The organism is Streptomyces sp. NPDC033270, assembly GCF_055576575.1.
Window position 1 is genome coordinate 26,381 of sequence record NZ_JBVIRA010000008.1, and the last position, 21,070, is coordinate 47,450.

Sequence of the window (21,070 nt, forward strand, 5' to 3'; positions counted from 1 at the left end):
TGCGCCTTTGGTGGGGTCCGTAGGTTCCCGGCCCCCCCCGGGGGGGGGGGCCCTGTCCCCCCCCCCCCCCCCCCCCCCCCCCCACCTCTCTCACCGCGCCCGTGGCGCGCGGTTCACAGCACGGCGCTCAGGAACTCCCGGGTGCGTTCGTGCTCCGGCTCGGTGAAGATCTTCTCCGGGGAACCGGACTCGATGACCCGGCCGGCGTCGAACATCAGGACGTCGTCGGAGATGTCCCGGGCGAAGTTCATCTCGTGGGTGACGCACAGCATCGTGATGTCCGTGGTGTGCGCGATGTCCCGCAGCACGTCCAGCACCCCGGCCACCAGCTCCGGGTCGAGCGCCGAGGTCACCTCGTCCAGCAGCAGCACCTGCGGGCGCATCGCCAGCGCGCGGGCGATGGCGACCCGCTGCTGCTGGCCGCCGGAGAGCTGGGTGGGGTACTTGTCGAGGTGCTCGGTCAGCCCCACCAGGTCCAGCAGCTCGCGGGCCCGCTCCTCGGCGGCGTCCTTGCTCATGCCCAGGACGTGCACCGGCGCCTCGGTGATGTTGCGCAGCACCTTCATGTTGGGGAAGAGGTTGAACTGCTGGAACACCATGCCGATGTTCTTGCGGACCTCCCGGGTGTGCTTCTCCCCGGCCGGTACGAGCTTGCCGCCCTTCTCCTCGTGCGTCAGGTACGCGCCGCCGACCTTGATGGTGCCCTCGTCCGGCTTCAGCAGCGTCATCAGCAGCCGCAGAATCGTGGTCTTGCCGGATCCGGACGGGCCGATGAGGGTGACGTGCTTGCCCGAGGAGACGGTGAAGTCCAGCGCGTCCAGGACGGTGTTGGCCCCGAAGCGCTTGGTGACGTGGTCGAAACGGATCAGCTCGGTGCTCTCGCCCGCGGGGGCGGCCGCTTCCTTGGAGAGGTCCTTGGGGGGATTGCTGTCAGCGGACAAGACGACGCTCCAGGGCTCGCAGAAGCAGGGAGGTGGGGTAGGAGATGACGACGAAGAGGATGCCGACGACGGTGATCGGCTCCAGGTAGTCGAAGGTGGTGGCGCTGATGCTGTTCGCCTGGAAGAGCATGTCGGCGACGGTGATGCCGGCCAGCAGCGGCGTGTCCTTGAACATCGCGATGACGTAGTTGCCGAGCGCGGGCACCACCCGGCGGAACGCCTGCGGCAGGATCACCGCGATCCAGGTGCGCCGGCGCGGCAGGCTCAGCGCCGTGGCGGCCTCCCATTGGCCGGGCGGCACGCCGTCGATGCCGGCGCGGTAGACCTCCGCGGTGTACGTCGAGTAGTGCAGGCCCAGACCGATCACGCCCGTGGTCAGCGGCGCGAAGGTCAGACCCCAGCTCGGCAGCACGAAGAACAGGAAGAACAGCTGCACCAGCAGCGGGGTGTTGCGGACGAATTCGACGACGGCGCTGACCGGCCAGGTCACCCAGCGGCTCGGCGAGCGCAGGGCCAGCGCCCACACCAGCCCGAGCGCGAAGGCCACCAGCGAGCCGTAGATCGTCGCCTGGACGGTGATCCACAGCCCCTTGAGGAGGTCGGGCATGATGTCGCCGATGTAGCTCCACGACCAGTTGTTCACGGCTTGCCTCCGGTGGCCAGTGCCTCGGGTCCCTGCTTCTCGACGGGCAGCTTGCGGGAGAACCAGCCCTCGCCCTTGGGCACCGCCCGGCCGACCGAGGCCTTGGCGCGGCGCTCCAGCACCCGCATGACCCGGGTCACCAGGAACGCGACCACGAAGTACAGCACGAGGATGATTCCGTAGACCTGGGCGCTCTGGCCCGTCGACAGCCGGGCCAGCTTGGCCTGGAAGGTGAGCTCGCCGATGGACAGCAGCGACGCCAGCGCGGTGCCCTTGAGCAGCTCGATCAGCAGGTTGTTGAACGGCGGCATCATCTCGGGAACGGCCTGCGGCAGCAGCACCTTGCGCAGCCGCTGCCAGGGCGAGAAGCTCAGCGCGATGGCCGCCTCCCGCTGGGCGGCCGGCACCGCCTGGAGGGCGCCGCGCACGATCTCGGAGCCGTACGCGCCGTACGACAGGCCCAGGGCCAGCGTGCCCGCCCAGATGCCGACGAGCTGCCAGCCCAGCAGCGGCAGCGCGAAGAACAGCCAGAACATCAGTACCAGTGCCGAGGTGCCGCGGAAGAACTCCACGTACACACCGGACAGGAAGCGGACGATCCACAAGCGCGAGGTGCGCGCCAGGCCGATGCCGAAGGCGACAGCGGCGGCCAGGGCGGCGCTGTAGACCATCAGCTGGACGGTGATCCACAGCCCCTCGAAGAACAGTCCCCACAGCGCAGAGGTCACTTGTTACAGAGCTCCTTCGCGGTGAGGTCGGTCATGAACTCCTCGGTGAAGCCGTACGGCTTGGCGATCCGCAGCAGCTCGCCGCTCTTCTTCATCTTGTGCAGCTCGCGGTTGAAGGCGTCCCGCAGCTTGGTCTCGCCGATCCGGAAGCCGTAGCCGCCACCGTCGCGCTGGGGCTTGCCGTCGACCTTCGGGGTGAACGGCTCGGTCATCTCCACCTTGGGGTGCTGACCGGTCTTCAGGGCCTCGATCATGGTCAGGGCGGTACCGGCGAAGGCGTCGATCCGGCCCGCCTCCAGCGCCTCCATGCCGGCGATCTGGTCGCCGTAGGTCTGGATCGCGCCCTGCTTGACGCCGTTGCCGACCGCGTAGTCGATCTCCGCGTAGCCGATACCGGTGCCCATGCGCAGGCCCTGCTCGGCGAGGTCCGGATAGTCCTTGATCTTCTTCGGGTTCCCCTTGGGGACGAGGAAGGCGTCCTTGGACTCGTAGTCCGGGTCGGAGAAGAGCACCGCCTGGCAGCGCGCCTTGTTGATGAACATGCCCGCGACGATCACGTCGTACTGGAAGGAGTGCAGGCCCGGCACGAGCGCGCCGAACTCGACCGGCACCGGCTCGAAGTTCTTGATTCCCAGCCGCTGGAAGATCGTCTTGGCCACCGCCGGCGCCTCGCCGGTGAGCTCGCCCTTGCTGTTGATCGAGGCGTACGGCGGTTCGCTGGCGATGCCCATGCGGACGGTGCCCTTGTCGCGCAGGTCGTCGAGCAGATGGCCGCCGCCCGTCGCGCCGGTGACGTCGACCCGGGAGCAGCCGGCGGTCGCCCCGACGGCACCCGCTGCGCCGAGCGCCGCTACCCCCGCGAGCAGCGACCGGCGGCGGATGCCGCGTGTCAATTGGCCGGTGGTTTCTGTGGTGTTCCATGGTGGTGGAGCCATGGGCGCGCGGCTACCCGAACGCCTGGCGAGTATGCCGATCGTTTCCGGCCCTTGATACAAGCGGTTGGGAGTTGTGCCGTACTGTTCCATGCCGTTCCGTACGCCGGTATTGCCCCCTACGATCCGAAGCATGACCGATCGCTTCATCGAAGTCTCGCTGGACAAGCGCGGCGTGCGCTGCACGGCGAAGTTGCTCGACGACCGCGCCCCGATCACCTGCAACGCCGTATGGGACGCCCTCCCGCTCGGCGGCGACGTCTACCACGCGAAGTACGCCCGCAACGAGATCTACGCCCTGCTGGCGCCGTTCGCGCCCGAGGAGCCGCCGCTGGAGAACCCCACGATCACCCCGATCCCCGGCGACCTGTGCTATTTCACCTTCAGCGACACCCAACTGGGCACCGCGTCCTACGGCTACGAGAGTCAGGCCAAGCACCAGGGCCGCGCCACCGTCGTCGATCTCGCGCTCTTCTACGAGCGCAACAACCTGCTGATCAACGGTGACGCGGGCTGGGTGCCCGGCATCGTGTGGGGCAGCGTCGTCGACGGCATGGACCGGATGGCCGACGCCTGCCAGGACCTGTGGCGGGCCGGCGCCCTGGGGGAGACCCTCAGCTTCCGGCGGGCCTAGGCGGCGGGCCGAGGCGGCGGAATCTGTGCCACCCCCGCCTCGTAGAGGGCGTGCGCGGCGCGCAGCACCAGCGCGTCCGCGTGCCGCGCACCGACCAGCTGGACGCCGATCGGCAGCCCGTCGCCGTCCACCCCGCAGGGCAGCGACGCGGCCGGCTGCTGGGTGAGGTTGAAGGGGTAGGTGAACGGCGTCCAGCCCGTCCAGCGGGTGTGGCCGGATCCGGACGGCACTTCCGCGCCGGCCTCGAAGGCGGTGATCGGTTCGGTCGGGGTCACCAGCAGGTCGTAGGCGCTGTGGAAGCGCCCCATCGCCTGGCCGAGCGCCATCCGCGTGTCGACCGCGGCCAGATAGTCCAGCGCGCTGTAGCGGGCGCCCTGCTCACAGATCTCCCGCAGCCCCGGATCGAGCAGTGCGCGGTCCGCGTCGTCCAGGTGCTGCACCACCCGCGCCGCACCGCTGAACCACAGCGTGTGGAACGCCTCCACCGGGTCCGCGATGCCCGGATCGATCTCCTCGACGGACGCGCCGAGCCCGGCGAGCGTCTCGACGGCGCCCCGCACCGCCGCGGCGACCTCCGGCGCGACGGCCACATCCCAGCCGAGCGACGGGCTGTAGGCCACCCGCAGCCCGGAGACCGGACCGGCCAGTGCGTCCCGGAACGAGCCGGCGGCCGGCCCGAGCTGCGACCAGTCCCGCCAGTCCGCGCCGGTGATCACATCCATCATCAGCGCCGCGTCCGCCGCGTCGCGGGTCATCGGGCCGACGTGCGCCAGCGTGCCGAACGGGCTCGCCGGATAGTGCGGCACCCGCCCGTAGGTCGCCTTCAGCGCGAAGATCCCGCAGAAGGACGCCGGGATGCGCACCGAGCCGCCGCCGTCCGTGCCCAGGCTCAGCGGCCCGGCGCCCAGCGCCACCGCCGCCGCGCTGCCGCCGCTGGAGCCGCCCGCGGTGCGCCGCGGGTCGTACGGATTGCCGGTCACCCCGTGCCGCGGGCTGTCGGTGACCCCCTTCCAGCCGAACTCCGGGGTGGTGGTCTTGCCGACGAACACCGCCCCGGACTCCCGCAACCGGGCCACCGACGGCGCGTCCTCCTCCCACGGCCCCTCGGCCCGCACCGTCCGCGAACCGCGCAGCGTCGGCGCGCCCCGCGTCAGCAGGATGTCCTTGACGGTGACCGGCACCCCGTCCACCGGACCGGCCGGCTCACCGGCCCGCCAGCGCTCCGCCGACTCCTTGGCGCCCGCCAGCGCCTCGTCCGCGTCGATCCGGGTGAAGCAGTTCGTGGCGGCCTGCGCGGCCTCGGCGCGCTCCAAGGCCGCGCGGACGGCCTCGACGGGGGAGAAGTCGCCGGCGGCGTACCCGGCCGTCAGTCGGGTGGCGGTCAGCTCGGCGAGGTCGGTCGGTTCGGTGGTCATGCGTCCTCCGCGCGTCGGCCGCCCCGGGGCGGGGCGGTGGGTGGGGGGGCGCCGCGCCGCGCCGCGGCCCGGCGGTCCGCGCCGTCACTGCACCGGTACGTACCCGAGCCGCTTGTCGACGACGTTGTGCAGCGGCTCGCCGGCCGACCACTGGTCGAAGTTGTCCTGGAACTGCTCGGCCAGCGCATCGCGCCAGCCCAGCGTGTCGCCGCTCATGTGGGGCGAGATGATCAGATGCGGCACGTCCCACAGCGGGCTGTCCGCCGCCAGCGGCTCGTGCTCGAAGACGTCCAGCGCCGCCGCCGCGATCCGCCACCCGCGCAGCGCCGCGACCAGGTCGTCCTCGACGACCAGCGGGCCGCGCCCGACGTTGATGAACCGCGCCCGGGGCGGCATCCGCGCGAACGCCGCCTGGTCGAACAGGCCGCGGGTGGCGTCCGTCAGGGGCGCCGCGCAGACCACCCAATCCGCCTGGGGCAGCAAGCCGTTCAGCGCGTCACTCGGGTGTACGAGGCCGAATTGCGGGTCGTCGGTCCGCTCCCGCCGGCCGACCAGATCGACCTTGACACCCAGTGCCAGGAGGGTGGTGCCGATGGCCCGGCCGATCGGCCCGGAGCCCACCACGACCGCGCGGGTGCCGCCCAGCCGCAGCGTCTCGCGGTGCTGCCAGCGCCGCTGCCGCTGCAGCTCCCAACTTCCGTAGAAGTCCTTGGCCATGGCGATCACCAGGCCGGCGACGTACTCGGCGATGGGCTGCTCGAAGACGCCGCGGGCGTTGGTCACGATCGTGTCGTCGGCGATCAGGGCGGGGCACAGCAGCCGGTCCACGCCCGCGCTCGCGGTGTGCACCCACCGCGGCCTGGGGCCCTCGCGGGGCCAGGCCTCGCGGATGGCGTCGGAGGTGAAGTCCCAGGCCAACAGCACGTCGGCGGTGGGGAGTAGCTCCGCCAGCGAGGTCTCGTCCGCGAAGATCAGCCGGGCTCGGCCGGTCAGCCGGTCGAGCTTCGGCGGCGGATCGGACCCCAGGACGAGGACCGTGCTTCCGGTGCTTCCGGTGCTTTCGGACATAGGCCAGAAACCGTTCTGAAACGTGAGCCCCTTTCACAGAAAAGGGGCGCCGACAGATGCCTGAGATGCGAGGATTGACCACGCTAAGAAGTCGTATCTACCGTGTCAACAACGGCATCTGTCCCGACGTCCCGGCTTGCTCCGGCTGCACCTCCTTCCCTGGCCACTGGCCTGGCCATCAGCCCTTCGTTTCTAGGGGCCTTCAATGGACGTCTCCTTTCTGGGTGGTCCCCAGCCTCAGCTCGGTGTGGGCGTTGTCGCCCCTTTTGACTTCGCGCTCGACCGCGAGCTGTGGCGCTGGGTTCCCGACGACGTGTCCCTCCACCTCACCCGAACTCCGTTCGTGCCCGTCGAGGTCAGCCTCGACCTGGCCCGTCTGGTCAGCGAGCACGAAACACTGGACGCCGCAGTCCAGGCACTGTGCGCGGTATCACCGCAGGTCATCTGCTATGCCTGTACCTCCGGCAGCTTCGTCGGCGGGGTCGCGGGCGAGCGGGCCATGTGCGCTGCCATGGCCCAGGCGGGGGAGGTTCCCTCCCTCACCACCTCGGGCGCACTGATCGAGGCGCTGCGCGAGATCGGCGCGCGGCGCATCGCGGTCGTCACCCCCTACACCAAATCGGTCACCGACTCCCTGGAGGACTATCTCGGCGAGGCGGGCATCACGGTCACCGGCCGGGCCTACCTCGGACTGACCCGGCACATCTGGAAGGTGCCCTACCGCGACGTCGTCGACATGGCCCGCGCGGCCGTGATCGGCGCCGCCGACGCCCTCTTCATCAGCTGCACGAACCTGCCGACCTACGACGTCATCCCGCAGCTGGAGGCCGAGCTGCGGATGCCGGTGCTGTCCGCCAATCAGGTGACGATGTGGGCCGCGCTGCGCGCCATCGGCGCGGAGGCGGTCGGCCCGTACCAGGCGCTGCTCGATCCGGTGGCGCGCAGCGGCCCGGCCGCGATGACCGGGTCGGAGCCGGTGCTACCGGGAGTGTCGGGAGAAGGCGTACCGCGGGCGACCCCCGAGGCGGCCTTCGCCGGACCGCCCGCGCCGCCGGAGGGGGAGGTGGGAGACGGCGTCGATCCGCCGCCCTATCTGCCCGAGGATCCCGGGCCGCTGCCCCCGGTTTGACGGGCCCGGACGCTGCCGGTGCCGTCCGCGCCGCCGGCAGCGCTCCTGCCCGACAGCTCACCGCACCACCCGAGAGCGCACCCGCCCCATGAACGCCACGGCACCCGCAGCCGTACTCGCAAGGGAGACCTGTATGGCATCGGTCGGCTTCCTCTACCCCGGCCACTCCGCCGAGGACGACTACCCCCGGCTGGAGGAGATCCTGGGCGGCGCGGTCCGCCTGCCGCTCGTGCACACCGACATCGGCGAGGACGCCCACCGGGTCGACGCGCTGCTGGAGATGGGCTCCGCCGCCCGGCTGGCGGCCGGCGTCGCGGAACTCAAGGAGCGCGGCGCCCAGGCCGTCGTCTGGGCCTGTACGAGCGCCAGCTTCGTCTTCGGCTGGGAGGGCGCGCACATTCAGGTCAGGGAGCTGTCCGCCACCGCCGGCCTGCCCGCCTCCAGTACGTCCTTCGCCTTCGCGCACGCCGTCCGGGCGCTCGGCGCCCACCGGGTGGCGATCGCCGCGACGTACCCGGAGGACGTGGCCGAGCACTTCCGGTCGTTTTTGAAGTCCGCCGGTGCGGAGGTCGTCGCCACCCGCGGCAGCGGCATCATCACCGCCGCCGAGGTCGGCACCTGGGGCCGCACGGAGGTGCTCGCGCTCGCCCGCGCCGGCGACCACCCGGACGCCGAGGCCGTGCTGCTGCCCGACACCGCCCTGCACACCGCCGCGCATCTGCCCGCCCTCGAAGCGGCACTGGGCAAGCCGGTGCTCACCGCCAATCAGGTGACGGCCTGGGAGGGGCTGCGGCTGCTGGACCGGACGATCTCCTGCCCGCGACTGGGGGCGCTGTTCTCGCGGACCGCGCGCGTATAGCGGGCCGCGCCGCGCCGGCCGGGGAAGCCGGCCGGGAATAAGTGGAGATCCTCTCCGGTTGTCGACCTCGCAGACCCAGCGCCAAGCGAGGAGGACCCGCACTGTGAGCGGCGAAGACGACGAGACCCGGGCCGGCCACGAGACGGGCCGCGACGGCGACGACGGGATACGGGGCAGTGCCCAGGGCAGCGCCCCGGTCCCGCTGTCGGTGCTCGACCTGGTGACGGTGGGCGCGGGCAACACCGCATCCGGCGCGGTGCGCACCGCCGTCGACCTCGCCCGTACGGCCGAACGCCGCGGCTTTTTCCGCTACTGGGTCGCCGAGCACCACTCCATGCCCGGCGTCGCCTCCTCCTCCCCCGCGGTGCTGCTCGCCCATCTCGCCGCGCACACCCGGCGGATCCGGCTCGGCTCCGGCGGCGTCATGCTGCCCAACCACGCCCCGTTGGTCATCGCCGAGCAGTTCGGCACCCTGGAGGCGATGGCCCCCGGCCGGATCGACCTGGGCCTGGGCCGCGCTCCGGGCACCGACGGCGCCACCGCCGCCGCGCTCCGCCGGACCGAGCGCCTGCACGAGGGGGCCGATGACTTTCCGCAGCAACTGGCCGAGTTGACCCGCTTCCTGGACGGCTCCTTCCCCGACGGGCACCCGTACGCCAAGATCCACGCGGTCCCCGGCCCGGTCCAGGCCACCTCGCCCGGCGGCGTGCAGTCCCCCCACCGGCCGCCGGTGTGGCTGCTGGGCTCCTCCGGCTTCAGCGCCCGGCTCGCCGGCACCCTCGGTCTGCCGTTCGCCTTCGCGCACCACTTCTCCGCGGCCAACACCGTCCCCGCGCTCGACCTCTACCGCGCCGCCTTCCGCCCCTCGGAGGTGCTCGCCGAGCCGTACGCCCTGATCGGGGTCGGGGCGCTGGCCGCCGAGGAGGAGCGCGAGGCCCGCCGCCAGGTGATGACCGGCGCCCTGGCCATGGTCCGGCTGCGCACCGGCCGCCCCGGCCTGGTCCCCAGCCCGGAGGAGGCCGAGGCCTACCGCTTCAACGAGTTGGAGCGCGGCTTCGTCGACAGCTGGCTCGGCAACGTCGTCCACGGCACCCCCGACGCGGTCCGCCAGGGCCTGGACGACCTCGCCAAGCGCACCGGCGCCGACGAGCTGATGATCACGGCCAACGTCCACAGCGGCGAGGCGCGCCTGCGCTCGTACGAGCTGATCGCGGACGCCTACGGCATATAGCCGCCCTAGGGTGTCCGACGGGTCGTGGCCGGGTCCGCTCCCCGACCCGTCGGACAGCCCCTAGATGAAGAGCGCCGCGACCCGTTCCGGGGCCACCGGCCGGGAGTACAGCCAGCCCTGGCCGGTGTCGCAGCCGATCCGCCGGAGGCGTTCGGCCTGCTCGGCGCTCTCCACGCACTCGGCGGTGACCGTCAGGCCCAGCCGGTGCGCCAGCGCCACCAGCGCCTCGACGATCATCTCGTCCGCCGGGTTGGGGTGCTCCTGGGAGCGGAAGCCGTGGACGAAGGAGCCGTCCAGCTTCAGTACGGAGACCGGGAGGCGGCTGAGGTAGGCGAGGTTGGAGTAGCCGGTGCCGAAGTCGTCGATGGCGATGCGCACGCCCATGTCGCTCAGGGCCTGCAAGGCCTGGAGCGGCCGGCCGGCCGAGCCCATGACCGCCGACTCGGTCAGCTCCAGCTGCAGCAGCTCCGGCGGCAGCCCGGTCTCGGCGAGGATCCCGGCCACGTCCGCGACCAGGTCGGAGTCCCACACCTGACGCACGGCCACATTGACGCTGACGAACAGCGGCTGGCCGCCGGGGTGCGCCAGCTGCCAGGCGCGCGCCTGATGGCAGGCCCGCTCCAGGACCCACCGGCCCAGCTCGACGATCGCGCCGTTCTCCTCCGCCAGTGCGATGAACCGATTCGGCGACAGCGTCCCGAACTGCGGATGCCGCCAGCGCACCAGGGCCTCCACGCCCTGTGCCCGGCCGTCACCGAGGCCGACGAGCGGTTGGTACTCCAGGGTGAACTCGCCGCGGTCGACGGCCGGGCGGAGCGTGCTGGAGAGTGCCTGGCGCGTCATCCGGTGCGCGTTGCGCTCCGGGTCGAAGAGCGTCCAGCGGGCCTTGCCGTCCTCCTTGGCCCAGTACAGCGTGGTGTCCGCGGCCTGCATCAGCCCGGTCGCGGTGGTGCCGGTGGCGGCCCGCTCCACGACGCCGATGCTCGCCGAGACCGACAGCCGCTGCCCGGCCAGATCGAACGGGCGCTGCAGCGCCTCGAGCACGCACTGGGCGAGCTCGGCCAGCTGGTCGGTGCCGGTGGAGTCCTCCACCAAAAGAGCGAACTCGTCACCGCCGAGCCGCGCCACCAGATGCTCGCCGCGGCCCGTCGCGCGCTCCACCGCGCTCTGCGCGCAGCGCGTCAGCCGCTGCGCCACCGCGCTCAGCAGCCGGTCGCCGACGCGGTGCCCCAGGGTGTCGTTGACGGCCTTGAAGCCGTCCAGGTCGAGGTAGCACAGCCCGATCCGGCCGGTGCCGGTCGGCTCGAAGGACGCCGTCTCCAGCGCCGTGGAGAGCCGCTCGAAGAACAGCGCGCGGTTGGGCAGGCGGGTCACCGGGTCGTGCATCTGCAGATGCCGCAGACGGGCCAGCAGGTCGTGCCGGTCGCTGATGTCCGCCACCGACAGCAGCATCCGCTCCTCGCCGCTGAGCGGCTCGGGGGTGAGCGGCTCGACGGTCACCTCCACCCAGACCGACTGCCCCTCGGGGTGTTTGAGGCGGCGGGTGCAGCGCAGCCGTTTGCTGCGGCCGCACAGCACCTCGCGGTAGGCGGTCCACACCCGAGGGTCGGCGCCGAGGTCGGTGAGGTCCGCCGCGGTGGCGGCGACCAGTTGGTCCGGGTCGGTGCCGACCAGCTCGCCGAAGGCGGGGTTGGCCGCGAGGACCAGCCCGTCGCGGTTGAGGACGGCCATCGCCAGGCGTCCGGCGTGGAAGGCGGCGCGATAGTCGCCGAGCGAGGCGGCGGTGTCGTCGCAGCGGCCGGTGGTCGGGTGCCGGGGGTCGGCGGATTCTTTGGTCGTGCCGTTACGTTCCGTCACTGAGGGCAGTGTCGCTCCGGGCATGCGGCCCGGGCCGTCGGGGTGTCCGCTCACTGCTCGCTCCCGCATGGCGCTTGTCTCGTATGGAGGGTGCTTCTCGCGCTGGAAAGTGTGGCGATCATAGAGGCTGGCACAACAGCCGAGCCAGCGACGCAGCCGTGATCGTCGGCACCCATGACGGAACTTCAGCCATTTCTGCTCGGCTCTGTTCGTACCGATTGCCCCCTTGGTCGTTTGTGACTGTCCGTTACGAGACGGCGGAGACGCGCCGGTCACTCGTCTGGACCTCCGAAACAGGACGAATAGCTTTAAATCCCGACAGGGTAGATGAGGTCTCCGAATCCGTCCCTGGAGGTATATGTGCCGCGCGCCCTGACGTCCGACGGGGCGGACCACCGCCTGCGGCGCGTGGCGGCCGTCATCACGTCCTTGAGCGCGCTGATCGCCACCTCCGTCGTCGCCGGACCCGCCACCGCCTCCGAGGCCGCCCTGTCCTGTGCGCTGGGGCGCACCGACGCGCACCACTCCGAGGGCGTGGACAGCTGGAACGGCTCCTACACGCGCCCGGACCGCCCGCTCAGCGCCGTCATGATCTACCTCTCCTTCCCGGACTCCCGGCCCGCCGCCGCCCCGCGGGCGCTCTCGCGCGACTACTTCCCCGCCACCTCCGCCTTCTTCGCGCGCGCCTCCTACGGGAAGTTCCGGCTGCGCGCGCATGTGCACCCCGCCTGGGTGAAGATGCCGCGCTCGTCGGACGCGTACGGGATACGGCGTGACTGGGACGCCGCCCGGCGCGCGTCCTATCTGCGCGACGCGGTCGCCGCCGCGGATCCGTCGGTGGACTTCAGCCGCTACGACATGGTCTATTTCGTCGCCGATCCGGACGCTCCCGGCGTCGATTCGGACGCCACCAAGGTCGTCAACCTCGATCAGCCGATGCATGCCGACGACCGTGACCTGCACCGATTCGTCACCGTCTTCGAGCAGAGCCCGCCGGACCGCAATGTCCTGGCCCACGAGACCGGTCACGTCTTCGACCTGCCGGACCTTTACCACCGTCCGCGGGACGGCAAGGGTGACTGGGACACCTATGTGGGTGACTGGGACCTCATGGGCAGCCAGTTCGGGCTGGCGCCCGACCCCTTCGCCTGGCACAAGTGGAAGCTCGGCTGGATCGCCGACAACCAGGTCGACTGCGCCGATCTCGCCGGCCCCACCATGCATTCGCTCCGGACCCTGTCCGCCCCCAGGGAGCCCCGCAGCCAGCGCCGGCCGCGGCTGCTGGTGGTCCGTACGGGGGAGGACAGCGCGCTGGTGATCGAGGCACGCGGTGCCGTGGGCAACGACCGCGGCGTGTGCACCGAGGGCGTCCTGGTCTACCGCGTACGCAGCGAGACCCCCTCCGGGGCGGGGCCCGTCCAGGTCCTCGACGGGCACCCCGGAACCTCCGCCTGCTGGGGCACGTCCGTCTACCCGCCGCTCGCGGACGCGCCGCTGGGCGTGGGGGAGAGCCTGGACGCCGCCGAGGACGGCGTACGCATCCAGGTCGCGGGGCGGTCGAGCGACGGGGAGTGGGCGGTCAAGATCGGGCGCGGCTGAGGCCCGCGGCGGTGGGGCACGAGCGGTGGCGCGCCGGACGGGCGCACGCGACATACGACGAAGGCCCCCACCGGAGTGAGGGCCTTCGACTGTCTGTGCGCCGCCAGGGACTCGAACCCCGGACCCGCTGATTAAGAGTCAGCTGCTCTAACCAACTGAGCTAGCGGCGCCTGCTGACGGGGAAAACATTAGCATCCTGGTCGGGGAGGACAAAAATCGGTTTCCCTCAGCCCGGCATCAGCGCCGAAACGGGGTGCTGAGCTGCGGCTTCCCGCTCCGCCCCGGCGCTCGCGCGGGCGGCGCGGACACAGGCCCACAGCAGGACGTCGGGCCCGGGGAGCCAGGGATCGCGGGTGCCGGGGGCGACCAGCCAGCGGGAGGCGGCGGGGCCGGCGGGGTCCTCCGGATCGTCGGCCGGGCCGGTGCGGGGGTGCAGCGGCGGGATGGTCACGGCGTCGCCGCTGCCGTGGCACAGCAGCGGCGGGACGGCGGCGGACCACTCCTCCCAGACGAGCAGGGCGGGCAGCCGCTGGGCCGTGCCGGCCGCGGCGAAGAGCAGGATCCGGCCGCGGTGCGCCGCGACCGGGCCCGAGCCCGGGCCGTCGGACCATAAGCGGTCCACCATGCGCCGCCCGAAGAGCGCCGGAGCGTTGATCACGTCGAAGGCGGTGCCGCACGGCAGCGCGCTGGGCGCGGTCGGCTGCAGCGCCCACCGCGCGTGCATCTCGTCCGGACGGGGACTGGCGGAGGCGAGCCACTCGGCGCCCGCGAGCGTGACGTATGCGGTGGTGGGGAAGTCCAGGGTGCGGGGAGTCTCGGGCAGCCAGTCGCTCATGCCGAAACCTCGCTTCGCTCGGCCGTGCATTCGCGACGCGCGCACCTCTTCATGATTCGCTCCCTGCGCTCACTCATGGGGACAGGTCTACCGATACGACGCGTACGGCCTCGGCTGATTGGCGGAAATCAGGACGGGGAAGTGCGGGACCGGGTATCTTGCCCCCTCGCATATGCCAGCGGCTCATGGTCACGGACCATGAGCCGCACAGAGGGGTGGGAGGGTGTGCGCGCCGTCCGGCGCGACCTGGTGTGCTCAGTCCATGTCGCCCGGCAGGGTGCTGCCGCTGCGCATCAGGCTGCGGCCGAACTCGACCATCTTCCGGGCGTAGTCCTCGGTCCACTCCGCCTGCTCGGCCAGCACGGCCAGCGGCAGCCGGTCGAACCTGCTGGGGTCGGCCAGCTGGGCGGCGGCCAGCGCCTGGAACTCCGTGGCGCGGTCGGCCGCGGCGCGGAAGGCCAAGGTCAGCTCCGTGGCGCGGCTGAGCAGCTCGCGCGGGTCCTCCATCGACTCCAGATCGAAGAAGTGCTCGGGGTCGGCGACGGCCTCGGGGGGCTCGAAGAGCAGTTGCGCGGGCTTCATGCGCCGGGGTCCCGGCGCCGTACCACGTGGGTCGGGAGCCGGTCGCGGCTCGGACATGTACCTACCTCCAGATCGTGTGCCGCATTCCATTGTCCCGCCCCGCGCAAGGGGGCCGGAAACCGTGGGCCCCTTGGGCCTTGACCCATCGGACAGGCCCTACGGACGCCAGGCGACGCGATGTTCGTCCAGATGCGCCAGCACGGAGTGGTGGGCCTCCCAGCCGTCCGGGAACTTGATCGTGACGCCCAGGCTGACCGGGTCGGTCGAGGGGTGCTCGTCCAGGAGGTCGGTGACGCCGGCGCGGCAGACGACGATGCAGGCGTGGCGGTGCCGCGAGGCGAGCACGCACAGCCGGCCGGTCTCCAGATGGAAGGCGGTGGCGTCGGGGCGGCCGGAGAGCGGATGGAGGACGACCGTGACGTCGAATTCGCGGCCCTGGAGGCGGTTGGCGGTGTCCACCGTGACCTCGGCGGCGCCCAGGCCCGCGAGCGCGGCGCGGACCGCCGCGGCCTGGTCGCGGTGGGCGGTGCCGACCGCGATCCGGTCCGCCGTGAGCGGCGCCGGATCGGGCGAGAGCTCGCTGGTCGCCGCGCCGCCGCGGTCCAGCAGCCGGCGCACCACCAGGGCCACCGCACGCACGGCCTCGGGGTCCGTGCGCGGCGTATGGCGGGCGGGCAGCTCCAGCAGGCCCCAGCCGGACTCGGCGGCCTCGTCCAGGACGCGGTCCACGCCCGAGCCGTCGCCCGGCACGCCGAACGCCAGCCGGCGGTCGCCGTGGCCGGTGCCGCTGCGGAACGGCGTGTAGGGGTAGAACGCGGCGGAGACCAGCGGCGCGGCCGAGGCGGGCAGGCGCCAGGAGACGGGCAGGCGGTGCTGCGGCAGGCCGGGGTTGTGGGCCAGGAGCGTGGCGACCGCGCTGGACGAGGGGTCGTAGGCGAGCCCGGCCCACTGCTCCGCCCCGACGACGCTGAACGGGTCCAGCTGCCCGGGGTCGCCGACGAACAGCGCCCGCTCGAAGAGCCCGGCCACGCTCAGCAGCGCGTCCGACCGCATCTGGTAGGCCTCGTCCACGATGGCGTGCCGCCAGGGCTCGGCGACCTTGGTGTAGGCCCACTTCGCGGCCGTCGAGACGACGATGTCCATCCCGGCCAGATCGGCGACCTTCGCGGACGTACGGACCGCCGGCAGCTCGGCCAGCGCCGGGTCGAACGCGCCGGGCTCGCTGCTGTGCAGCCGGCCGACCGGCAGCTCGGGGTCCTTGGCGGCCAGCCGCAGGACCAGGTCGTCGACCTGGGCGTTGGTCTGCGCCACGACCATCAGCGGGCGCCCGGCGGCGGCCAGTTCGCGGGCCGCGCGGACCACCAGGGTGGACTTCCCGGCACCGGGAGGGGAGTCGACGACCACGCCGCGCCCGGGCCCGTGCAGCGTGTCGCGCAGGATCGCGTCGGTGGCCGCGGCGGCCGCGGCGCCGGGGTCGAAGGCGGACCGGGCGGTGGCGGACGGGTCCTGGGCGGCCGTCATACGGCGGTGTGCTCCGGGCCGGTCCAGCAGCGGGCGCGCATCACAGGAAGTCCTCCGCGGTCACGGGGTCGGGGGTCTCGTTCGGCGCGTCCCCGGCGGCGGGCGGCGGGCCGCCGTGCGTCCAGGGCGTGTCCTCGGGGTCCGGCAGCTCCGGGCCGCCGCGCGGGGCGTGTTCGAACAGCGTCCAGCACACCGTGTCGCCCGGCTCCGGTACGGAACCGGGCTCGGGGGTCTTGCCCCGCCCCATCCCGCCCGTCAGCCGCACCACCAGCCTGCCCGGCCCGCACTCTTCATACGCCACGAACTCGCCGGGCTGGGTCTTTCCGTCCGCCAGGGCGCGGTGGAGCCTGGTGCCCCGGGACAGCTGCGGAAGGTCGGCCGTCTCCAGCGTGACCAGCGGGCGCGGCATCGGGCGCCGGCCCTCGGACATCGCCATCTCGACGGCGGTGACCGTGCCCTCGAACGCCTCGCCGGCCAGCCGGCGCCCCGCCATCACCAGCGGGTCGTCCAGGGCCTCCTGGGCGTCCAGTTGGGCCTGCGCGGTCTCCCGCGCGGACAGCTTCTGCGCGGCGGTGACCGCGTCGTCCCGCTTGGGCTGCGGCGGCTCCCCGGCGCGCACCCGGTCGCGGTGCGCCGTGTACGACCACCGGTCGCGCTTCCAGCGGTCGGCGACATGGGCGCCTTCCGGGAGCGCGCGCAGCAGGTCGACGCCGTGCCACACGGCGTCCCAGGACGGCCGCAACTGGCTTGCCACCAGGGCCCGGAGCGCGTCCTCGGCGCCCGGCAGCCCGGCGTCGTAACGGGCCATCGCGGGGGCGAGCAGCCGGTTGTCGAACGCCGGGTCCGTGGCCGGGCCGGCCGGCGGGCACAGCAGCTGCCCGTCCGCGTCCCGCGCCGACTCCGCGCGTTCGGCCGCCTCCTGGCCCGACGCTCCGTCCGGAGGGTCGACCCAGGCGAGCAGCGCGCCCAGATGCTGGTCCTCCAGCGCGCTCTGGCCGCTCACCCAATGGCGGGTCAGCAGGCCGGTCATGGACTGCAGGAGACCGGATCCGGGGACCCTGGCCCGCTCGCCGAAGTGCGTCAGCCAGCGGCCCAGCAGCGGGACGTGCGGCGGCGCGGGATACGGCGCCTCCGGCTCCTGCTCGGCCGTCCGCCGAAAGCGCATCGAACGGCCCAGCAGCCGGACGTAGTCGATACCGGCGGCGCTCGGCACGAGCAACTGCGGTGCGTCCGCGCACAGTTCGACCTGCACCGGGACCTTCTTGCCGGTCTCCGGGTCGGTCTCCTTGCGCTCCTCCCACTCGACGGCGTCCGCGAAGCCGTCCACATAGGGCAGCATCGCCTCGGCCAGTTCGGCCAGGAACGCGAAGCGCAGATCGCGGTCGCGCGGCTGCGGGACGACCAGCAGCGCGGGCTTGTCGCGGTCTGTGCCGACCAGCGCGCCCAGGGGGGCGCCGGCCTCGCCCGCGGTCGTCAACGGGACGAGGACCAGCGGCCGTTCGGACAGATGGCGGTGGCGGACCGTGCACCGCGGCTGGGCCCGGCCGGCCGCCACCGCCTCCATCCGGGCCAGCGTCTCGATCATCGACATACCGGCTCCGGTGCCCGCGGAGCCGCCGCGGCCGCGCCGGCAAGCGCCTGGGCGCGCAGCGCGGCCGCCCGGCGCAGGGCGAGGACCGCCGGGTCGTCCAAGGCGCCGGGGTCCGTCGAGGCGGCCGCGGCCAGCACCTCCTCGACCGTGCCCAGCCCGCCCAGCTCGCCCCGTACGCCGCGCCCCAGGGCCTCCACCGCGCCCTCCTGGCGCGACCGCTTGCGGCAGTGGAAGGCCAGCTCGCAGGCGGCCAGGCACTCGGGGGCATAGGCCGCGCCGACCGCCTCCACGGCCTCGGCCAGCTCCTCGGGCGGGCGGGTCGGGGTCCGGCCGTCGTCCGCGAGCCGGAGGTCGAACGTCGTGCCCTGCGGGAGGGCCGCGGCGATCTCCTCGACCCTGGTGAGGCGGGTCAGCTGCCGCCGGGTCGTGGCCAGCTGCTTGCGGACGTCGACGGCGGCGGCCGCGGGGAGGTTGGAGAAGTCCTTCGGGCACACCAGCAGCACCCGGTCGCTCACCCGCACCGCGCGGCCCGTATGCGCGGCGGCATGCCCGGCGACCTGCTCCAGGGCGAGCACATAGACCGCCGCCTGGCGGGCCGCGGCCCCCACCTTGGCGGCGTCGGCCGAACCGTCGATCATCGGGAAGGACTTGATCTCGACGACGGTCCAGCCGCCGTCCGGATGCACCACCACCGCGTCCGGCTCCACATAGGCCGGCGAGCCGGCCACCTCCAGGACCAGCATCGGGTGGTCCAGCAGCGCCCAGCCGCCGGCCGCGGTCGCCTCGCGCAGCGCCAGCGCCGTACGCGCCGCCCGGCCCTCGGGCCCGGCCGCGGACAGATCGGGGGCGGCGATCTCCTCGGGCCCGGGCGGCGGGGTGCCGGGCGCGAGCCGCTCGTGCAGCAGCCGCAGCAGCTCCGTGCCGCCGTCGGCCTTCACCCGGGCCTCGAACGCGTTGCCCCGGATGAGCGCGAACTGGGACTGGCCGTGCGTCGCGGGCGAGCCCAGCGCCTGGGCCAGCGCGCCCTTGTCGATGCCCGCGCCGTCCAGCAGCGCGCGGCGCCGGCAGCCCGGGTTGGCGGCCAGCGCGGCGAGCGCCCGGGCGTCCAGCGAGCGGGGGCGTACGCCGGGGCCGCGCAGCTCGGTGAGCCTGGCCCGGCCCACGCCGGGTGGGGGCGCCGCCGGCCGCGGGCCCGGCGCCGGCGCCTGCCGCCCCGCTCCAGGGGCGGCCGACGCGGGTCGGCTGTCGCGGAAGGTGTTCACCCGCCGAAGTCTCGCATCCCGCACTGACACCCCACCGATCCCGTCCGCGATCCGGCCCCCTCCCCGCCCGCGGACAAAACGCCCCCGTGCGCGAGAATGGGAGTCCCGCGGTCAACGTTGCCCGCACCGAGCAACGACCAGCCGAGCGATCGGCGAGAGGTACGACCATGGCAGCGCGCATATTCCTGGCCAGGCACGGGCAGACCGAATGGTCCCTTTCCGGCAGGCACACCGGCCGTACGGACATCCCGCTGCTGGACGAGGGACGGCGCGGCGCCAAGCTCCTGGGCGAGCGGCTGCACCACGCCCCCTGGGACGGCCTGCCGGGCGTCGAGGTCCGCACCAGCCCCCTGGTGCGCGCGAAGGAGACCTGCGAGCTGGCCGGCTTCGGCGACCGGGCGCAGGAGTGGGACGCGCTGATGGAGTTCGACTACGGCGCGTACGAGGGCCTGACCCCGGCCCAGATCAAGGCCGGGCGGCCGGGCTGGCTCATCTGGCGCGACGGGGTGCCCGAGGGCGAGACGCTCGCCGAGGTGTCCGCGCGGGCGGACGAGGTCGTCGACTGGGCGCGGTCGGCCGACCGCGATGTGCTGGTCTTCGCGCACGGCCACATCCTGCGCGTCCTGGGCGCCCGCTGGCTGGGCCTGGACATCTCCTTCGCCGCCCGCATCCGGCTGGAGCCGACGTCCCTGTCGGTGCTCGGCTGGGCCTACGGGGAGCCGGCGATCGAGCGCTGGAACGACACCGGGCACCTGGGCTGACCCGCCGCCGGTCAGCCGCCCGGGGAGGCCGAGGCCGCGTGCCGCTCCAGGAACGCGGCGACCGGGGCGATCCCGCGGTGCGGCCGCAGCGTACGGGCCGTGCGGTCGAGCATCGTACGGATCCGGGCCGAGTGGACCTGCGTCAGCAGCGCCAGCACCCGGGTACCGGCCGCGGCGGCCTCCTCGGGCGCACCGCTGTCGGCGAGGTCGCCCGCCAGCTCCGCGGTGAACAGGGCGATGTTGCGGGTGAAGTGCGGATCCTGCAGGGCCACCGCGCGCTGCGCGTACTCCGCCGCGCGCTGCGCGTCGCCCAGCGCCGACCAGCACTGCGCCTCCAGGCCCGCCAGCTCCGCCTCGCCGTAGAACGTCATCCACTCCGGGTCGCCGTCCCGCTGCCCGGCCGCGAACAGCCGCTCCGCCCGGGCCACCGCCTGTTCGCAGCCGGCGCGGTCGGCCAGCGCCGCCCAGCCGCCCGCCTCCCGCAGGGCCAGCAGCGACAGCAGCCGCGGCGAGGCCAGCCGCTTGGCGGCCTGCTGTGCGGCCTGCGCGGCGCGCACCGCCTCGCGCGGCCGGCCGGCGTCCCGGGCGAGGAAGGCCGTGTTGCAGAAGGCGTGCGCCTCCAGGGCGGCATCGCCGCAGACCCGGGCGGTGGCCAGGGCCTCCGCGTAGTGCGAGCGGGCGTCGTCGAAGCGGCCCGAGTCGTGCGCCAACCAGCCGACGGTGATGGCGAGTTCGCCCGCCCCGGAGTGCAGCCGGTCGGACACCTTGCGGTGCTGGACGTCGGAGTCCAGCAACTCGTAGGCGGCGCGCAGCGGCTGGGTGGCGCGGCGGTAGATGCCTTCCGCGCCGTGCCGGTCGTCCAGCAGCCGGATGCGGCGTACGGCCTGCTCGACGGCGGTGGCCTCGGCCGCGCCGACCCGGCCGCCGACCGGGGTGCGCGGTGGCGGCACATGGGTGGACGCGGCGGTGGCAGCGGCTTCGACGGGGTGCAGGGCGGCGAAGCCCAGGGCTGCCGCCGGGCCGCCGGTGATGAACGCGCGACGCAGCACGTCGCTCTCCTCGCAGATCTGGATACAGGTATCGCGGTGGTCGGTGTCGGTTGCCAGGGGCGCGGCGCTGACCGCCGCCGTACGCGCCCCCCGTCCGCGTACCGCCTCGCGAGGCGCGAAACCCATGTCGGGCAGCGTCAGCCCGGGGAACATGTGCCGGAACACCCGCTCGTAGGCGTAGTTCGGACACCGGATCTCCCCGGACTCGACGCGGCCCACATAGCGGGCGTCGCACGAGACCTGCTCACCGATCTCACGGGCGGCCCGTCGGACCGCCGCCGCGAACTCGCCTGGTGACAGCCGGCCGCGCAGCTGCCGGAATGCGGTGTTCGGGCGAGCGGGTACGGTGCGGGACGACGCTGAACGTGCTGCTGGCGACGCCATGGCGGACCCTCTCCGTGCCATCTTGTGGCGATGCCGCCTCCTGGCGGTG

General features: G+C 73.2%; 19 protein-coding genes and 1 tRNA gene. 6 read left to right on the forward strand and 14 right to left on the reverse strand.

Annotation, left to right across the window (positions count from 1 at the left end; all coding sequences use genetic code 11):
• Window positions 1-113: 113 nt before the first annotated feature.
• The 4 genes from ehuA to ehuB are packed head-to-tail and all read right to left on the reverse strand — an operon-like array spanning window position 114 to window position 3,247.
• Complete coding sequence (gene ehuA / locus ACZ5XZ_RS14075; protein WP_468977548.1) at window positions 114-941, reverse strand: ectoine/hydroxyectoine ABC transporter ATP-binding protein EhuA; 828 nt, start codon at window positions 939-941, stop codon at window positions 114-116.
• On the reverse strand, window positions 931-1,548 hold the full coding sequence (gene ehuD, locus ACZ5XZ_RS14080; RefSeq protein ID WP_468977860.1) for an ectoine/hydroxyectoine ABC transporter permease subunit EhuD: 618 nt from the start codon (window positions 1,546-1,548) through the stop codon (window positions 931-933). Before ehuD ends, ehuA begins: the two co-directional genes overlap by 11 nt.
• A gap of 32 nt (window positions 1,549-1,580) precedes the next feature.
• On the reverse strand, window positions 1,581-2,312 hold the full coding sequence (ehuC, locus tag ACZ5XZ_RS14085; RefSeq protein ID WP_384430876.1) for an ectoine/hydroxyectoine ABC transporter permease subunit EhuC: 732 nt from the start codon (window positions 2,310-2,312) through the stop codon (window positions 1,581-1,583).
• Window positions 2,309-3,247, reverse strand: a complete 939-nt coding sequence (ehuB, locus tag ACZ5XZ_RS14090; protein WP_468977550.1) for an ectoine/hydroxyectoine ABC transporter substrate-binding protein EhuB — start codon at window positions 3,245-3,247, stop codon at window positions 2,309-2,311. The genes ehuC and ehuB overlap by 4 nt, the downstream gene beginning before the upstream one ends.
• A gap of 130 nt (window positions 3,248-3,377) precedes the next feature.
• Here ehuB and ACZ5XZ_RS14095 point away from each other — a divergent pair, with 130 nt between their 5' ends.
• Window positions 3,378-3,878: a DUF3830 family protein gene (locus tag ACZ5XZ_RS14095; RefSeq protein WP_468977552.1), complete on the forward strand. Its 501-nt coding sequence runs from the start codon at window positions 3,378-3,380 to the stop codon at window positions 3,876-3,878.
• Here ACZ5XZ_RS14095 and ACZ5XZ_RS14100 read toward each other — a convergent pair.
• The gene (locus tag ACZ5XZ_RS14100) at window positions 3,875-5,293 is read right to left on the reverse strand and encodes an amidase (RefSeq protein WP_468977554.1); all 1,419 of its coding nucleotides are present in this window, start codon (window positions 5,291-5,293) and stop codon (window positions 3,875-3,877) included. The two genes, ACZ5XZ_RS14095 and ACZ5XZ_RS14100, sit on opposite strands and share 4 nt — an antisense overlap.
• A gap of 84 nt (window positions 5,294-5,377) precedes the next feature.
• A complete protein-coding gene (locus ACZ5XZ_RS14105; protein WP_468977556.1) occupies window positions 5,378-6,361 on the reverse strand; it encodes a D-2-hydroxyacid dehydrogenase in 984 nt (327 codons plus the stop codon).
• A gap of 205 nt (window positions 6,362-6,566) precedes the next feature.
• Between ACZ5XZ_RS14105 and ACZ5XZ_RS14110 the strand changes: the two genes are divergently transcribed.
• From ACZ5XZ_RS14110 to ACZ5XZ_RS14120, 3 genes are all read left to right on the forward strand, one after another.
• A complete protein-coding gene (locus tag ACZ5XZ_RS14110; RefSeq protein ID WP_468977557.1) occupies window positions 6,567-7,490 on the forward strand; it encodes a maleate cis-trans isomerase family protein in 924 nt (307 codons plus the stop codon).
• 133 nt (window positions 7,491-7,623) lie between these two features.
• Entirely contained in the window at window positions 7,624-8,349 is a 726-nt protein-coding gene (locus ACZ5XZ_RS14115) for a maleate cis-trans isomerase family protein (RefSeq protein ID WP_468977560.1), read from the forward strand.
• Window positions 8,350-8,452: 103 nt separating this feature from the next.
• Window positions 8,453-9,580, forward strand: coding sequence for an LLM class flavin-dependent oxidoreductase (locus ACZ5XZ_RS14120; protein WP_468977561.1), 1,128 nt, complete (start codon window positions 8,453-8,455; stop codon window positions 9,578-9,580).
• Window positions 9,581-9,640: 60 nt separating this feature from the next.
• Here ACZ5XZ_RS14120 and ACZ5XZ_RS14125 read toward each other — a convergent pair whose 3' ends face one another.
• Complete coding sequence (locus ACZ5XZ_RS14125; RefSeq protein ID WP_468977562.1) at window positions 9,641-11,437, reverse strand: putative bifunctional diguanylate cyclase/phosphodiesterase; 1,797 nt, start codon at window positions 11,435-11,437, stop codon at window positions 9,641-9,643.
• Between the two features lie 327 nt (window positions 11,438-11,764).
• Here ACZ5XZ_RS14125 and ACZ5XZ_RS14130 point away from each other — a divergent pair, with 327 nt between their 5' ends.
• Complete coding sequence (locus tag ACZ5XZ_RS14130; RefSeq protein ID WP_468977564.1) at window positions 11,765-13,036, forward strand: M6 family metalloprotease domain-containing protein; 1,272 nt, start codon at window positions 11,765-11,767, stop codon at window positions 13,034-13,036.
• A gap of 96 nt (window positions 13,037-13,132) precedes the next feature.
• Here the strand turns inward: ACZ5XZ_RS14130 and ACZ5XZ_RS14135 are convergent.
• The 6 genes from ACZ5XZ_RS14135 to ACZ5XZ_RS14160 form a co-directional block, all read right to left on the reverse strand.
• Window positions 13,133-13,206, reverse strand: a tRNA-Lys gene (locus ACZ5XZ_RS14135).
• Between the two features lie 56 nt (window positions 13,207-13,262).
• A complete protein-coding gene (locus ACZ5XZ_RS14140; RefSeq protein WP_468977566.1) occupies window positions 13,263-13,871 on the reverse strand; it encodes a hypothetical protein in 609 nt (202 codons plus the stop codon).
• A gap of 255 nt (window positions 13,872-14,126) precedes the next feature.
• Complete coding sequence (locus tag ACZ5XZ_RS14145; protein WP_468977568.1) at window positions 14,127-14,453, reverse strand: hypothetical protein; 327 nt, start codon at window positions 14,451-14,453, stop codon at window positions 14,127-14,129.
• A 156-nt stretch (window positions 14,454-14,609) separates the two neighbouring features.
• Complete coding sequence (locus ACZ5XZ_RS14150) at window positions 14,610-15,974, reverse strand: AAA domain-containing protein (RefSeq protein WP_468977570.1); 1,365 nt, start codon at window positions 15,972-15,974, stop codon at window positions 14,610-14,612.
• Between the two features lie 40 nt (window positions 15,975-16,014).
• Window positions 16,015-17,565, reverse strand: a complete 1,551-nt coding sequence (locus tag ACZ5XZ_RS14155; RefSeq protein WP_468977571.1) for a hypothetical protein — start codon at window positions 17,563-17,565, stop codon at window positions 16,015-16,017.
• The gene (locus ACZ5XZ_RS14160) at window positions 17,556-18,827 is read right to left on the reverse strand and encodes a hypothetical protein (RefSeq protein WP_468977573.1); all 1,272 of its coding nucleotides are present in this window, start codon (window positions 18,825-18,827) and stop codon (window positions 17,556-17,558) included. Before ACZ5XZ_RS14160 ends, ACZ5XZ_RS14155 begins: the two co-directional genes overlap by 10 nt.
• Before the next feature lie 167 nt (window positions 18,828-18,994).
• Between ACZ5XZ_RS14160 and ACZ5XZ_RS14165 the strand changes: the two genes are divergently transcribed.
• Window positions 18,995-19,588, forward strand: coding sequence for a histidine phosphatase family protein (locus ACZ5XZ_RS14165; protein ID WP_468977575.1), 594 nt, complete (start codon window positions 18,995-18,997; stop codon window positions 19,586-19,588).
• A gap of 11 nt (window positions 19,589-19,599) precedes the next feature.
• Here the strand turns inward: ACZ5XZ_RS14165 and ACZ5XZ_RS14170 are convergent, their stop codons facing one another.
• Window positions 19,600-21,021 (reverse strand): tetratricopeptide repeat protein, encoded by a 1,422-nt coding sequence (locus ACZ5XZ_RS14170; protein ID WP_468977577.1) that lies wholly within the window; start codon window positions 21,019-21,021, stop codon window positions 19,600-19,602.
• Window positions 21,022-21,070 lie beyond the last annotated feature (49 nt).